The organism is Bacillus sp. JJ675, from assembly GCF_036963165.1.
Classification (GTDB): domain Bacteria; phylum Bacillota; class Bacilli; order Bacillales; family Bacillaceae; genus Bacillus; species Bacillus glycinifermentans.
The window spans coordinates 1-14,720 of record NZ_JBALMR010000046.1; the positions used below are offsets into that span (position 1 = coordinate 1).

At 46.5% G+C, this 14,720-nt stretch carries 17 protein-coding genes; 6 read left to right on the top strand and 11 right to left on the bottom strand.

Annotated elements, in window-relative coordinates:
• Positions 1 to 35: 35 nt before the first annotated feature.
• Positions 36 to 1,364, bottom strand: coding sequence for a PhoH family protein (locus V7126_RS12610; protein ID WP_335497627.1), 1,329 nt, complete (start codon positions 1,362 to 1,364; stop codon positions 36 to 38).
• A 159-nt stretch (positions 1,365 to 1,523) separates the two neighbouring features.
• On the opposite strand from V7126_RS12610, the gene V7126_RS12615 reads away from it, so the two are divergent.
• Positions 1,524 to 1,967 (top strand): hypothetical protein, encoded by a 444-nt coding sequence (locus V7126_RS12615; protein ID WP_335497628.1) that lies wholly within the window; start codon positions 1,524 to 1,526, stop codon positions 1,965 to 1,967.
• 71 nt (positions 1,968 to 2,038) lie between these two features.
• Entirely contained in the window at positions 2,039 to 2,536 is a 498-nt protein-coding gene (locus V7126_RS12620) for a MarR family transcriptional regulator (protein WP_175076994.1), read from the top strand.
• Between the two features lie 43 nt (positions 2,537 to 2,579).
• On the opposite strand, the gene V7126_RS12625 is transcribed toward V7126_RS12620, so the two are convergent.
• Positions 2,580 to 2,897, bottom strand: coding sequence for a YlaH-like family protein (locus V7126_RS12625; RefSeq protein ID WP_175076993.1), 318 nt, complete (start codon positions 2,895 to 2,897; stop codon positions 2,580 to 2,582).
• Between the two features lie 57 nt (positions 2,898 to 2,954).
• Positions 2,955 to 4,793 carry a translational GTPase TypA gene (typA, locus tag V7126_RS12630; RefSeq protein ID WP_046131916.1) on the bottom strand — a complete coding sequence of 613 codons (1,839 nt, stop codon included), beginning with the start codon at positions 4,791 to 4,793 and terminating at the stop codon, positions 2,955 to 2,957.
• Positions 4,794 to 4,948: 155 nt separating this feature from the next.
• Between typA and V7126_RS12635 the strand changes: the two genes are divergently transcribed.
• Positions 4,949 to 5,137: a YlaF family protein gene (locus V7126_RS12635; RefSeq protein ID WP_175076992.1), complete on the top strand. Its 189-nt coding sequence runs from the start codon at positions 4,949 to 4,951 to the stop codon at positions 5,135 to 5,137.
• 273 nt (positions 5,138 to 5,410) lie between these two features.
• Here the strand turns inward: V7126_RS12635 and V7126_RS12640 are convergent, their stop codons facing one another.
• From V7126_RS12640 to V7126_RS12650, 3 genes are all read right to left on the bottom strand, one after another.
• Complete coding sequence (locus V7126_RS12640; RefSeq protein ID WP_175076991.1) at positions 5,411 to 5,872, bottom strand: GNAT family N-acetyltransferase; 462 nt, start codon at positions 5,870 to 5,872, stop codon at positions 5,411 to 5,413.
• The gene (locus V7126_RS12645) at positions 5,865 to 6,659 is read right to left on the bottom strand and encodes an inositol monophosphatase family protein (RefSeq protein ID WP_048353081.1); all 795 of its coding nucleotides are present in this window, start codon (positions 6,657 to 6,659) and stop codon (positions 5,865 to 5,867) included. Before V7126_RS12645 ends, V7126_RS12640 begins: the two co-directional genes overlap by 8 nt.
• A 142-nt stretch (positions 6,660 to 6,801) precedes the next feature.
• Positions 6,802 to 6,990 (bottom strand): hypothetical protein, encoded by a 189-nt coding sequence (locus V7126_RS12650; protein ID WP_175076990.1) that lies wholly within the window; start codon positions 6,988 to 6,990, stop codon positions 6,802 to 6,804.
• A 242-nt stretch (positions 6,991 to 7,232) separates the two neighbouring features.
• Between V7126_RS12650 and V7126_RS12655 the strand changes: the two genes are divergently transcribed.
• Complete coding sequence (locus V7126_RS12655) at positions 7,233 to 7,868, top strand: YktB family protein (protein ID WP_175076989.1); 636 nt, start codon at positions 7,233 to 7,235, stop codon at positions 7,866 to 7,868.
• Positions 7,869 to 7,905: 37 nt separating this feature from the next.
• Here the strand turns inward: V7126_RS12655 and V7126_RS12660 are convergent, their stop codons facing one another.
• Positions 7,906 to 8,181 (bottom strand): UPF0223 family protein, encoded by a 276-nt coding sequence (locus tag V7126_RS12660; RefSeq protein ID WP_046130610.1) that lies wholly within the window; start codon positions 8,179 to 8,181, stop codon positions 7,906 to 7,908.
• A 220-nt stretch (positions 8,182 to 8,401) separates the two neighbouring features.
• Between V7126_RS12660 and V7126_RS12665 the strand changes: the two genes are divergently transcribed.
• Complete coding sequence (locus V7126_RS12665) at positions 8,402 to 9,874, top strand: aminotransferase class I/II-fold pyridoxal phosphate-dependent enzyme (RefSeq protein WP_175076988.1); 1,473 nt, start codon at positions 8,402 to 8,404, stop codon at positions 9,872 to 9,874.
• Positions 9,875 to 9,924: 50 nt separating this feature from the next.
• Here V7126_RS12665 and V7126_RS12670 read toward each other — a convergent pair whose 3' ends face one another.
• Positions 9,925 to 10,044 (bottom strand): GapA-binding peptide SR1P, encoded by a 120-nt coding sequence (locus V7126_RS12670; protein ID WP_082094090.1) that lies wholly within the window; start codon positions 10,042 to 10,044, stop codon positions 9,925 to 9,927.
• A gap of 606 nt (positions 10,045 to 10,650) precedes the next feature.
• On the opposite strand from V7126_RS12670, the gene V7126_RS12675 reads away from it, so the two are divergent.
• Complete coding sequence (locus V7126_RS12675; protein ID WP_236689794.1) at positions 10,651 to 10,809, top strand: hypothetical protein; 159 nt, start codon at positions 10,651 to 10,653, stop codon at positions 10,807 to 10,809.
• A gap of 32 nt (positions 10,810 to 10,841) precedes the next feature.
• On the opposite strand, the gene lpdA is transcribed toward V7126_RS12675, so the two are convergent.
• The 3 genes from lpdA to pdhB form a co-directional block, all read right to left on the bottom strand.
• Positions 10,842 to 12,254: a dihydrolipoyl dehydrogenase gene (gene lpdA / locus V7126_RS12680; RefSeq protein WP_046130605.1), complete on the bottom strand. Its 1,413-nt coding sequence runs from the start codon at positions 12,252 to 12,254 to the stop codon at positions 10,842 to 10,844.
• Positions 12,255 to 12,258: 4 nt separating this feature from the next.
• Positions 12,259 to 13,587, bottom strand: coding sequence for a dihydrolipoamide acetyltransferase family protein (locus V7126_RS12685; RefSeq protein WP_175076987.1), 1,329 nt, complete (start codon positions 13,585 to 13,587; stop codon positions 12,259 to 12,261).
• A gap of 155 nt (positions 13,588 to 13,742) precedes the next feature.
• Positions 13,743 to 14,720 carry a pyruvate dehydrogenase complex E1 component subunit beta gene (pdhB, locus tag V7126_RS12690; RefSeq protein WP_175076986.1) on the bottom strand — a complete coding sequence of 326 codons (978 nt, stop codon included), beginning with the start codon at positions 14,718 to 14,720 and terminating at the stop codon, positions 13,743 to 13,745.

The following is a 14,720-nucleotide window of genomic DNA, read 5'->3' on the forward strand; positions in this document are numbered from 1 at the left end:
TGACAGGGTGCAGATCATCCGTCCAGGTTTTTTCTTTACAATAGATCGGCGGCCAGCCTTGCAAGCCCTGAGCGCTCCCCTTTTAAAAGCTTTACGTTTCCGGAAATTTTCTGATCTTTAAAGCGCTCCACGACGTAGGCCAAGCCGTTGTTCATCGCATCCAAATACGGATGATCGATTTGTTCGGTGTCCCCCATCAGGACGATCTTACTGCCCTCTCCGACGCGTGTAAGGAGCGTTTTGACTTCATGCTTGGTCAGATTTTGCGCCTCGTCGATGATAATAAATTGATCGGGAATGCTTCTGCCCCGTATATACGTAAGGGCTTCGACCTGAATAGAACCCATCCCGGCTAAAATATCCTCAAGCTCCCCGGGCTTTTTCGCGTTGAATAAATATTCCAGGTTATCAAAAATCGGCTGAATCCACGGGCGGAGCTTTTCTTCTTTTTCCCCGGGCAGATATCCGATATCCTTCCCGACAGGCACGATCGGCCTTGTGACAACCAGCTTTTTAAAATTCCCCAAGTCTTCCGTCTGCAATAAACCGGCAGCCAGCGCAAGCAGCGTCTTTCCTGTGCCCGCCTTTCCGATCAGCGTAACAAGCGGAATGTCCGGCCTTAAAAGAAGTTCAAGCGCCATCGTCTGCTGGACATTTCTCGAGCGGATGCCCCAAACCTGCTCCTGATCAAAAACCAATTTTCTGACGGCTTTTCCATTCTGATCGACGATCCCGACCGCAGATGATGAGCCGCCGAGCGCATCCTTCATGATGATGAACTGATTCGGGCAAAACGGTTCACTGCTGATCTCATCAAGAGGCAAACAATGTTGTTCGTAAAAAGCGTTCATCTGGTCGGCATGAATATATAATTCGGTAAAACCGCTGTATATATCATCATTTTCAACAACCCGATCATGCAGAAAATCCTCTGACATCAAGCCGATCGCATCGGCTTTGACGCGGACGAGCATGTCTTTGCTGACGAGGATGACGGGACGCCCGTCCTCTTTCGTTTCCTCCTCAAGACTCAAATTTTTCGCAACGGCTAAAATGCGGTTGTCGTTTGTTTTTTTCACAAAAATTTCCTGAAGCTGATGAAAGGAGCGGTGATTGAGTTCGATTCTGATGCTCCCTCCATTTTGAAGCAATACGTTTTCATACAGCCTTCCCTTTTCACGCAATTCATCTATCAGTTTAGATACGCGCCTTGCGTTTCTCCCGATTTCATCCATATAGCGTTTTTTAGAATCAACCTCCTCCAATACAACAGCCGGAATGACAACCTCATTATCCTCGAAAGAAAAGATTGAATTTGGATCCTGCAATAACACATTCGTATCTAACACATAAATTTTACTCAATCCTTCGCCTCCTGATCAGGATTTTCAGCCGTCAAAGGCAGGGCTTCCGACTGGCTCCTGGACAGCTATCACACGGAAAGGAATCCTGTCGGGAAAGAGCTTCTCCGGAATACGCAAATTCAAACAAAACTGTTTGATTTCACCAGGGCGGGACTCTATTTGCGCGAGCTGCTTTCAGACATCCTCACTTTCCCTGAGGTCAATCGCTACCTGGCAGAACAAATCGCCGCTCTCAGCGTTAATTACCCGTCAGATGAAATGTCGCCGCAGCATCAGCTGAATGGAAAACGACTGCCCGACCTGGATATCACGCTGAAAGACGGCTCTGCCAAGCGCCTCTATTCGTTTCTTCATTCCGGACACTTTTTGTATATCGCATTTGAAGATGATGATCCAATGCAAATCCCTTGCCTTCCGCATCTGAAAACGCTAATTGCAAAAGCTGTGTTGAACCGGCCGGAATGGGACGATGTCAAATCAGTCCTGATCCGTCCTGACGGCCATGTTGCCTGGGCTGTCAGCAAAGCGCACCAACACCCGAAACATCTCATTTCAGAAGGCATTCGCCGCTGGTGCGGAAATGTTCCAATGCCATCCTTATAATCATTTTGTTTCATCTGAAACAAAATGATATAATAAAGCAGGAAATCGATCAAAAGGAGACTGTTTTCTGCATGGAACATTTGACACACGCCAAACAAGAGATTTTTGACATGTACATTGCACTCATCCACCAGCAAGAACAGCAGGAAAGCGCAATGAAGGAGCGAATATCGGCAGAACTCGAAAACATGGAGCAGGAATTGGGCTCAGAGCTGAATCTGACCATGTCCGACATTCACACAATCGCCTGTATTGGGGATCACGAACCGATTAATGTCACCTCCATCGCAGGGAAAATGGGTCTGTCAAAAGCAACCGTTTCAAGAATTACGGCAAAGCTTATGAAAAAAGGCCTCATCGGCAAAACCCAGCTAAGCGACAATAAAAAAGAGGTCTATTTTCGCTTAGCCGGCAAAGGAAAAAAAGTGCATGCCGTTCATCAGCGGGAACACGAGAAAATCGAACAGCGGTTTAAAGGTTTTTTAGACCGCTACTCAACAGAGGAAATCCTATTTGCCAGACGGCTGTTCAGCGACTTGCTCATGAATGACTTTTTGGCAGAAACGTAAAAAAGACACAGCACTTGGCTGTGTCTTTTTTCGTACTGGACGCTTATGCCCCTGTCTCCTGTCCTTTTTTCGAGCGGTGCAGCCGGATTTTGTAGATCGTCAAAATAAGAGCGGCGACGATCAATCCTTCTCCAACCGGCAAAAACACGCCGAAAAACGTGAGAAACGTACATCCCAAAGCAAGAAAGAAATAAATAATCGCTGTTTTTAACAGGGGCAGCCGTTTGGCAAACCCCAATTGAAAAACGACGGCGGACAGGATGAAGATGGTAAAGTAAAGCCACCACATCCCCGCCCCGGGATTTTCGTCCACTTTATAAAGAGCGGCAAAAAACGAAAGCCGTTCACTTACTTCAGTCAAAAAGATTCCCCTCCCCTTTGCTTAGTTGGGTGCCTCTTTTTTCAATTCTGCGTAAACTTAAGACAATCCTGCCAGCTTCTTCTTTTTCGCTGCTTTTTCGCGTTCATTTTTATCGAGAATTTTCTTTCTCAATCTGATCGATTCAGGCGTTACCTCGCAGTACTCGTCCTCATTCAAATATTCGAGCGATTCTTCGAGAGACATGATGCGAGGTTTTTTCATGCTGACCGTCTGATCTTTTGTCGCTGAACGCACGTTTGTCTGCTGTTTCATTTTGTTGATGTTGACGACAAGGTCGTTTTCGCGGTTGTGTTCGCCGACGATCATGCCTTCGTACACTTCCGTACCCGGCTCAACGAAAATCACGCCCCGCTCTTCAACACCTTGAATACCGTAAGCTGAAGCTTTTCCGGTATCCATTGAAACGAGAACGCCCTGACGGCGTCCGCCGACTTGACCCGGCTCGACCGGCTGATAACTGTCAAACGTGTGGTTCAAAATACCGAAGCCGCGCGTCAATGAAAGGAACTCTGTCGAATACCCGATTAAACCGCGTGAAGGCACATTGAAAATCAGACGGACCTGCCCGTTTCCATTATTGATCATATCGATCATTTCGCCTTTGCGGGCGCCCATTGATTCCATCACGGCGCCTGTGTGTTCTTCAGGAACATCGATTTGAACGCGCTCAACAGGCTCGCAGCGGACGCCGTCGATTTCCTTGATGATGACTTCAGGTTTTGACACCTGCAATTCAAAGCCTTCACGGCGCATGTTCTCTATCAAAATAGAAAGATGAAGCTCACCGCGTCCTGAGACGATCCAGGCATCAGGCGAAGGCGTCGGATCGACCCTGAGACTGACATCTGTTTGCAGCTGCTGTTCGAGGCGCTCTTCGATTTTTCTTGCGGTGACATATTTGCCCTCGCGTCCGGCAAAAGGACTGTTGTTGACCGCAAACGTCATCTGAAGCGTCGGCTCATCGATGCGGAGAACCGGCAGAGCTTCCTGCTGATCGATCGGGCAGACGGTTTCCCCGACGTTAATGTCTTCCATTCCGGATACAGCGACGAGATCGCCGGCTTTTGCTTCTTCGATCTCGACTCTCTTCAGCCCTTGGAAGCCGAAGATTTTCGTTACGCGGAACGGCTTAACAGTGCCGTCAAGCTTCATTAATGCCACCTGCTGTCCAACCTTCATCGTGCCTCTGAAGACGCGGCCGATTCCGATACGGCCGACATAATCGTTGTAGTCAAGCAGCGCCACCTGGAATTGAAGCGGCTCTTCGCGGTTATCGACAGGGCTTGGAATATGGCTGACAATCGCTTCAAATAAAGCTTCCATGTTTTCATCCTGCTGATTCGGATCCGTTGAAGCGGTACCGTTGATCGCTGAAGCATATACAACCGGGAATTCCAGTTGATCTTCGTTTGCATCCAGCTCGATGAACAGATCAAGAACTTCATCAACGACCTCTTCAGGACGGGCAAAATCGCGGTCGATTTTATTGACGACAACGATCGGCGTCAAGTTTTGCTCTAGCGCCTTTTTCAACACAAAGCGGGTCTGCGGCATGCAGCCTTCATAAGCGTCGACAACGAGCAGTACGCCGTCAACCATTTTCATAATCCGTTCAACTTCGCCGCCAAAGTCCGCGTGTCCAGGAGTGTCCAAAATATTAATGCGTGTATCTTTATAATTAATCGCCGTATTTTTTGCTAAAATCGTGATGCCGCGCTCTCTTTCCAAATCGTTGGAATCCATCGCGCGCTCAGCCACGTTCTCATTTGCCCGGAATGTACCGGCTTGATGGAGAAGCTGGTCCACCAGCGTCGTTTTTCCATGGTCAACGTGGGCGATAATAGCAATATTGCGAAGATCTTCTCGAAGTTTCACATTTTCATCTCCTAAAAAAGTCAGATAACCTTTCATATTATACATGAGAATTGCAGTCATTTCAATTTGTTTAGCAAGATAAAGCGCTTCCCTCTTTATATTTTAAACATTTTTCTGTAAACTAACAGTAGACTGAAAAAGGGGATGGAAAACTTATGAAGCAAGTGAAATGGCTGTTTTTATTGTTTGCATTCGCCGCTGTCGCCAGCATCATGCTGATCGGGGTCGCGATCGCCGAAAAAAGCCTGGTCGGGGTACTAGTCGCTATAGCGGCTCTCATCGTTATCATGGGAGGCGGCTTTACGCTCAAAAAGAGAATGCGCCAAAAAGGGATACTCGAATGACAAAAGCATAAACCGGCGGTCTCGTGCCGCCGGTTTTCTAGAATAACAAAAGGTATAAGGCCATCATCAACACATACCCGCCGCAAAACAGCACGGTTCCGGTTAGGATCAGCCGCCTTAATTATCCGGTTACCTGGGCCACTTAACTACCTCTTTTTATAAACCATTTTGCACCCAAAAACCCTCTGCAACAAATTAAGGCCTCGCAACCTTAGACAAACAGCTATCCCAAAAGTTTCAGGAAAAACAAAAAAACGCACACGCGAAACAAATTCACGTGTGCGTCAGCGGATATACCATGATCAAATACCGGTTTCCCTTTTCATCCTTTTCCGTTTTCAGCTGTTCAAAACCGCAATGTGCGAGCATCTGCTGCCATTCATCCCGATCAAAAGGGACGGCGGCAAAGAGCGCTTTATGCCCTGCGTTTTTCAGCCTGCTCCCGATGTTCCCAATGATTGTTTTGCCGCGGCCCTTCCTTCGATAATCGGGATGAACGAGCAATGTGCCGAGCCAAGGTTTGCCGTTTGAGGGGGCCCATTCAAGGTGAAAGCTGACCGCCGCCGGCCGGCCGTCATCCTCCCACACGAGCCAGCTTCCGTTGTACATCGCATAGGACTGCATATAGCTTTTTACCGGTTCCCCGCTCAGCTCTTCTTCAGCCCATTCGGGACTGAAACGTATCAGCTCTTCGAAAAACGCAAGGTCAGACGCAGAAAAAGGTCTGCTATTCATGCGGCAGATAGTCTGTGAATATCGTTCGATGAGCGGCAGGATTGCCGGCTATAATGCTGTTGTTTTCAAGAAAATTGAGCGGTTTTCCGTCAATCGTCGTATATGTACCTCCAACCTCGTCAAGCAGGATGCAGCCGGCCGCATAATCCCAAGGGGCGAGACGCATCGTCACATAGACGTCCATTCTGCCCGCCGCCACATATGCAAGCTCCAGGGCTGCCGAGCCGTAAGAACGCGTTCCTCTGACCCGTTTGACGAGGGGGGATAAAACGCTTGGATCGATCCGTCTATTTTCCGTTATCCATGTTGCATTGATCGCCAAAATGGCTTCCTCAAGCGGCACCTCTTTCATCTTTTCAAGCTTGATGTCATTCATATATGCACCCTCTCCGCGAAACGCGTGGTACAATTCATCATGGGTTACATCATAAATAAGTCCGATTTTGCCTTTTCCGTTTTCAAAAATGCCGATTGAGATCGCGAAGTTCCGTTTTTGATGAACAAAGTTCATCGTCCCGTCGATCGGGTCGATAATCCAGACGATTCCATCGAGCGATGTGAGCTTGTCCCCTTGGCCTTCTTCGCCGAGAATATGATGGTCGGGAAAAGCCGATTGGATTTTTTCAATGAAAAAGCGCTCTGTTTCCTTATCGATATTCGTGACAAGGTCATTGGGATTCGATTTTGTTTCGATCGTCATCTTCTTTTTCATCGATTCCTGAATTCTTTGTCCAGCTTCCTTTACCCAGCTTTTTGCAAGCCGGTCGATTTCCTTCCAGTTTGTCATCGCACAACCTCCTTTCTATGTATACGTGTTGTTTTATTCATAGCATACTGATATTGATCTCAAAAAAGCAAGAAAAATGAAAGAAGAATCCCGTCGCCCAGATAAAAACGAACCGTCTGCCAGGTTCGTTTTTATTATGGTTTCATCCATGCAATCTGATCCATTCTTTTCTGAGCTGCTCCAGTTTTCGCTTGCTCATTTCGATTTGGGTTTCATCCTTTTTCTCCATCGCTTCATAAAGTGTTGCTAATTCATAATCGACCTCAAGCCTCCACACGGCGACCCGATTGTCTTTTTCTTCCTTAATCCCTTGTTTTACAATTGGTTTCATCGCCCTACGCCCCTTCCAGAGAAAATTGATTTGAAAAGTCATCCTTCTGGTCATAGCTTCTCGCGGCATTTATGATATTTTCTTATTCATATCGTATGAATCGCCGGTGCTTTCGCAACGTCATTCTAAAAATTGTGTGTTTACCTACCGTTTCCCATAATACGAAAGTTTCAAACGTTATTTTTTGTTTGGAAAGCTGGCTGTGGTAAAATATCATTACTGATTGGACAAGGAGGAAAAAAATGAACAATCTGCGTTTCACAGAAGAGGATTTTCACACATTTACAATAGAAGGTTTAGATGCGCGGATGGACGTTTTGAAAGAAACCGTACGGCCGAAGCTCCAGGGGCTTGGCGAACATTTTGCGCCTGTTCTTTCCGCCCTGGCCGGGGACGAAATGTTCGTACACGTTGCGAAGCATGCCCGCCGTTCGGTTAATCCGCCTGATGACAGCTGGGTTGCGTTTGCAAATAACAAGCGCGGCTATAAAAAGCTGCCCCATTTTCAAATCGGCCTTTGGGAAACCCATGTTTTCGTCTGGTTTGCCTTGATTTACGAATCTCCTCTTAAACAAGAATACGGAAAGCTGTTTAAAGATCATCTGTCAGAGATCAAAAGCACGATACCTGACGGATTTTTCTGGTCAGCCGACCATACGAAGCCTGAAGCCAGCAAGCAGTCCGACCTGGGGAAAGAAGGGCTTGAAAAGCTGTTTGACCGGCTCGAGAATGTAAAAAAAGCCGAGGCTCTGTGCGGCATTCAGCTTTCAAAAGAACAGGTGCTCAAGATGAACGAACAGGAATTTTTATCTGAAATCGAATCGTCTTTTGAAAAGCTTGCCTTTCTTTACCGGTTGACCCACAAAGTCGCGCTCTGACGATTTTGTAAAAAGGGATGAACACATTCATCCCTTTTTACATTTTGATTTTATCGTCTTCTGTCAGTTCTTTTGCCTTTTTTACCACCCGGTACGGAGAATAATCGCTCACCTCTTCAAACTGGCTGCACAGCTTTTTTTCCTCGGCTTTTCCAGGCACGATCTCTTTGAATCGACGGTATGCGCTCATTAATACATCGCGCTTTACGCCCTTTTCGTAAGCGAGCTCGACAGCCTGGAAAAACGAAATGACATCAATCGCTTCTTCGGTGCTCCAGTCTTCATCCATCGGATATTGATATTCTTCTTCCATTTTCTTCATCTCCTTGTAACGGCTTTGTTCTATGTAGTATTCGTTTTCTTTTTTGCGTCTATCCAAGGGCATGTTCCATCCCCTTAGAAAGATCTTAAATTGTTCTTTACATTCTTTCAAGAACATAATATAATTCATTTGTTTTATGCCATCAAGGAAAATAAAATCGATTTTTGACTAACAATAAGCAGTAGGCATCTACATGAAGGTGGGAATACAATTGTTGCAGCACGAAACACCCTTATTTACCGGTTTAAAAAAACACGCTGAAAAGCAGCCGATTCAATTCCATATTCCCGGGCACAAAAAAGGGTCTGGAATGGATCCTGAATTCAGACAGTTCATCGGCGAAAATGCGTTAAGTATAGATTTAATCAATATTGAGCCGCTTGATGATCTCCACGCTCCAAAAGGGATCATCAAAGAGGCGCAGGACTTGGCGGCTGAAGCGTTCGGCGCCGACTACACATTCTTTTCCGTTCAAGGAACAAGCGGGGCCATCATGACGATGGTCATGGCAGTCTGCGGGCCGGGAGACAAGATCATCGTTCCGAGAAACGTTCATAAATCGGTTATGTCGGCAATCGTATTTTCCGGTGCTGTGCCGATCTTCGTTCACCCTGAAATCGACGATGAGTTCGGGATTTCTCACGGTATTACGCCTGAATCAGCAAAAAAAGCGCTGCTTGAGCATCCAGATGCAAAAGGGCTTCTCGTGATCAATCCGACGTATTTCGGCATTGCGGCCGATTTAAAAAGCATCGTCGATGTGGCGCATTCGTTCAACGTCCCTGTCCTTGTGGATGAAGCGCACGGCGTTCATATCCACTTCCATGAGGACCTGCCTGTTTCAGCCATGCAGGCGGGAGCTGATATGGCGGCAACAAGCGTTCATAAACTCGGCGGGTCACTGACGCAAAGCTCAGTGCTCAATATGAAAGAAGGACTCGTCTCAAAAGAGAGGGTGCAGTCGATTTTGAGCATGTTGACGACGACGTCGACATCCTACTTGCTGCTTGCTTCCCTCGATGTCGCCAGAAAACGCCTGGCAACAGAAGGGCATAAATTGATCGGACAAACGATTCAACTCGCCAACCAAACGCGGGAGCGCATCAATCACATTAAAGGGCTCTTTTGCGCCGGCAGGGACATCCTCGGTTCAAAAGCAGCCTATGACTATGACCCGACAAAGCTGATTATCTCTGTGAAAAACCTCGGTTTGACGGGGCATGATGTAGAAAAATGGCTTCGCGAATCCTATCATATCGAAGTTGAGCTTTCTGACTTGTACAACATCCTTTGCATCTTTACGCCGGGAGACCGCAGCGAGGATGCAGAAGCGCTGATCAAAGCGCTGACGGAAATCGCCCGCCAGGCTGTTTCATCCGGAGTAAGCAAAACAAAGCCTGAAGTGCTTCTTCCCGATATCCCTGCCCTTGCAATGACGCCCCGTGATGCATTTTACGCAAATACGGAAGTCGTCCCGTTTAAACAAGCGGCCGGACGGATTATCGCAGAGTTTGTCATGGTTTATCCTCCAGGCATACCGATCTTCATTCCGGGAGAGATCATTACAGAGGAAAACATCACCTACATTGAAAAAAACCTTGAAGCGGGCCTTCCTGTTCAAGGGCCTGAAGATGACACGCTCCATATGATCCGGGTCATTAAAGAACAGCAGGCAATCCTGTAAAATACGAAAGCATGCGGCCGATTTGATCTGATGCCGCATGCTTTTTTTGTCTATTTCTCCTCTTCGTGACAGCAGTTGCAATGTCCGCACGTTCCGTAAAGAACCGTCACCTTTTCATCCTCAAAATGCTGAATGGTTTCATTGCATTCTTGACAAACGATCGTTCCCATCTTTCATTCCCCTTTTCATTTCAAAATGGAAGCGTTTAATTTTGTTACCCTTATAATATGATGTCACATTAACATTGTCAACGGTAAATTGTATAACACATTTATATTATTTTTGTATGTTTTTTAGCGATTGAACAATCCGGTATTTCATGTTTATTCACACTTTAAGCATGTGCAGAACGTTTTTTAAGACCTGTGTCATTTATCCTAATTTATCCTGTCATTAAGAAACATTCCGCAAATGAAACAAGAGTTATCAATTTGATAACAAATCGGTAACAACGAATGGATTTTCCTATTATCATGATAAAATAGGAATTGTTTACTAATTGAACAGTTATGTAAAAACAGGTAAATTGACTTGCATTTTTAAGAGAGGTGAAGGGACGGATGCTGTGTCGGGCTGTTATCACCGCTGTTTGTATCCTTTTTTTTGCGAGTGGATGTTCTTTATCTCACATCTCGGCTGATCAGAATGAGCAAAATGACAATACACATCGCGTCAAGCTTCTCTTTTTTTCCGATGACGAGCATATGGAACAGGAAGTCGCATACTATGATGCTCTGATGGATTTAAAACAGGAGTTTCCAAAGCAGGTTTCAGGTATGGAAATCTTGCATGAAAAGGGAGATTGGAAAAAGGACGTGCACACATTTCCAAGCTTGCTGCTTGTCCATGATAAAAAAGTACTGGTCAAGATTGAGGGAAAAATAAAAGACAAAGCAAAAATCGTGGAGCTTCTTCGAAAACAATTAAAAAAATAAGAAATCCCCGGAAAAAGGGGATTTCTTATTTTTTATTTTACGATATGGATCGGCAGGCCGATTGCTACTTCGGCAGCTTCCATTGTGATTTCTCCCAATGTTGGATGAGCGTGGATCGTCATGGCGATATCTTCTGCAGTCATTCCTGCTTCGATTGCCAGGCTCAGCTCAGAAATCATATCAGAAGCGCTCGCGCCGGCGATTTGTGCACCGATAACGAGTCCGTCTTCTTTGCGTGTCACAAGTTTAAGGAAACCGTCAGTTTGATTGAGTGACAGCGCGCGTCCGTTTGCAGCAAACGGGAATTTCGCAGCAGTGATTTCAATGCCTTCCTCTTTCGCTTGTGCTTCAGTATAGCCGACTGATGCAAGCTCAGGCTCAGAGAAGACAACTGCAGGAATTCCGAGGTAGTCGATCTCAGCAGCTTCACCGGAAATGGCTTCAGCGGCAATTTTACCTTCGTAAGACGCTTTGTGTGCAAGCGGCGGGCCTTCGATGATATCACCGATTGCGTAAATGTTTGGAATGTTTGTACGGCATTGCTTATCTGTTTTGATGATGCCGCGGTCTGTCATTTCGACGCCTACTTGCTCAAGGCCAAGCTCATCCGTATTTGGACGTCGACCGACAGTGATCAGTACGTAATCTGCATCAACGGTTTTTTCTTCACCTTTTACTTCAAAAGTGACTGTTACGCCGTCAGCTTTTTCTTCAACGCCTTTTGCCATCGCGTTTGTATGGATCTCAACATTGCCTTTTTTCTTAAGGTTGCGTTTGACAAGAGAACTCATTTGTTTTTCAAAGCCAGGAAGAATTTCGTCTCCGCCTTCTAAAATAACAAGTTCAGTACCAAAGTTTGCATACGCTGTTCCAAGCTCTGTTCCGATATATCCGCCGCCGATTACGACAAGCTTCTTAGGAATTTCTTTAAGAGCCAAAGCGCCGGTTGAATTCAGTACACGGTCGCTATATTTGAAGTTTGGCAATTCAATAGGGCGAGAACCCGTAGCGATGATCGCATTTTTGAACGTGTAAGTCTGAGCTGAATTCTCATCCATTACACGGACAGAGTTGCTGTCTACAAAATACGCTTCACCTTTTACGATATCGACTTTGTTGCCTTTCAGAAGGCCTTCAACACCGCCGGTAAGCTTGTTCACGACAGAGGCTTTCCATTCTTGAACTTTTGTAAAGTCCACTGTTACGTTTTCAGCAGTGATCCCCATATCTTCAGAATGCTTTGCATTCTCATAACGGTGGCCTGCATTGATCAGAGCTTTAGAAGGAATACATCCGACATTCAGACATACGCCTCCAAGATTGCCTTTTTCAACGATTGTTACTTTTTGTCCAAGCTGGGCAGCGCGGATGGCAGCTACATAGCCGCCAGGTCCCGCACCGATGACAAGAGTATCTGTTTCAATAGGGAAATCTCCTACTACCATGACATTACGCCTCCATTAAAATTAATTGTGGATCGTTCAGTAAACGCTTGATGTGATTCAACGCGTTTTGAGCAGTTGCTCCGTCGATCATACGGTGGTCAAAGCTCAAAGAAAGAGCAAGAACAGGTGCAACGACAATTTCACCGTCACGAACAACAGCTTTCTCAGCAATGCGGCCGATTCCAAGGATCGCAACCTCAGGATGGTTGATAACCGGTGTGAACCATTGTCCGCCCGCAGAACCGATGTTTGTGATCGTGCAAGAAGCGCCTTTCATTTCAGCAGGAGCAAGCTTTCCTTCGCGTGCTTTTGTAGCAAGTTCGTTGATTTCGTTTGAAATCTCAAAAATCGCTTTGCGATCCGCGTGTTTAACAACCGGTACAAGCAGGCCTTTATCTGTGTCTGCTGCGATTCCGATGTTGTAGTAGTGCTTCTGAATAACTTCATCAGTGTTATCGTCAATTGATGTGTTCAATACTGGATACTTTTTAAGAGCTGATGTTAAAGCTTTCACCACATAAGGGAGGTAAGTAAGCTTAATGCCTTGGTCAGCCGCAACTTGCTTAAACTGCTTGCGGTGTGCCACAAGGTTTGTAACATCGACTTCGTCCATTAATGTAACGTGTGGAGCCGTATGTTTTGAATTTACCATTGCTTTTGCGATTGCTTTGCGGATTCCGCTCATTTTTTCGCGTGTTTCCGGGAATTCGCCTTCCGGAGCTTGGGCTTGAGCTGCAGGTTGTGCGGCTGTTTCCGCTTTTTTGTCTGCTTGCGCAGCCGGAGCTTCCGCATTTCCGCCGCTTAAGAAGCTGTCGATATCTTCTTTGAGAACGCGGCCGTTTTTGCCGGATCCGGCAACTTTCGCGATCTCTACGCCTTTTTCGCGAGCGTATTTACGTACGGAAGGCATCGCGATAACGCGTTTATTCGGATCTGCATCCGCTTGGTCCTGCTTGCCTGCGCCTGTTTCTTGTGCCGGCTGTTCAGGACTCTTCGCTTTGTCCAGATCTTGACCGCCTTCGGCTGAAGACTGAACTTGTTCTTCTGTTTTGGCGTCGCCAGAGTCGTCGCCTTTAAATTGAAGATCTTCGTAACCCGGTGCATCAAATGTGATAATCGTCTGCCCGACAGTTGCGACTGTTCCCTCTTCAACTTTTAATTCTAATACTTTTCCTTTAACAGGTGAAGGAATTTCTACAACAGCTTTGTCGTTTTGAACCTCTGCCAAAACGTCGTCTTCGTTTACCTCATCGTTTGGCTTGACGAACCATTTTACGATTTCGCCTTCGTGGATTCCTTCCCCGATATCTGGAAGTTTAAATTCAAATGCCACAGTTCTCGACCTCCTAAGATATTTACGTAGTTGATAAATCCGTCAGCCGGGCGTCCCGGCCGACCGTCAGTTACACGGCTAAATGTTTCCGTCTGACTGTGGAAAGGCATGAGGGAAAAAGATGTATGACATCTTTTCCCTTTCCGGTTGTCAGATTAAAATTCCAACACTTTTTTCGCAGTCTCAAGCACGTCTTTATGGTTTGGAAGCCAAACGCTTTCAGCTTGAGAGAACGGGAATACAGTGTCAGGTGCAGCGACGCGAAGCACAGGCGCTTCAAGGCAAAGAATTGCGCGGTCGTTGATTTCGGCTACGACGTTAGCCCCGACGCCTGCTTGTTTTTGAGCCTCTTGAACGACGATTGCACGGCCTGTTTTTTCAACTGACGCGATGATCGTTTCAATATCAAGCGGGCTGACAGTGCGAAGGTCAATAACCTCAGCAGATACGCCTTCTTTTTCAAGTTCTTCTGCAGCTTTTAATGATTCGTGAACCATCGCTCCGTATGTGATGATGGAAAGATCTGTACCTTCACGCTTCACATCAGCTTTGCCGATTTCGATCGTGTACTCTTCCTCAGGAACCTCCTGGCGGAATGAACGGTAAAGCTTCATGTGCTCAAGGAAAACAACCGGATCGTTGTCGCGGATCGCGGAAATCAAAAGTCCTTTTGCATCGTACGGAGTTGAAGGAATTACCACTTTAAGACCAGGCTGCTGCGCAACAAGCCCTTCAAGGCTGTCGGCATGAAGCTCAGGCGTGTGAACGCCGCCGCCGAACGGAGAACGGATCGTCACAGGGGAAGTCCAGCGTCCGCCGGAACGGTAGCGCATCCGAGCCATTTGGCCGGAAACGGAATCCATTACTTCATAGACGAAACCGAAAAATTGAATTTCCATTACCGGACGGTAGCCTTGTAAGCCCAGACCGAGCGCAAGACCGCCGATACCAGATTCAGCAAGAGGAGTGTCAAATACGCGATCCTCACCAAACTCTTTTTGCAATCCTTCAGTCGCACGGAATACGCCGCCGTTAACACCGACGTCTTCTCCGAAAACTAAGACATTTTCGTCATTTTTCAGTTCTGTGCGTAACGCATCAGTGATTGCTTGAATCATTGTCATTTGCGCCAT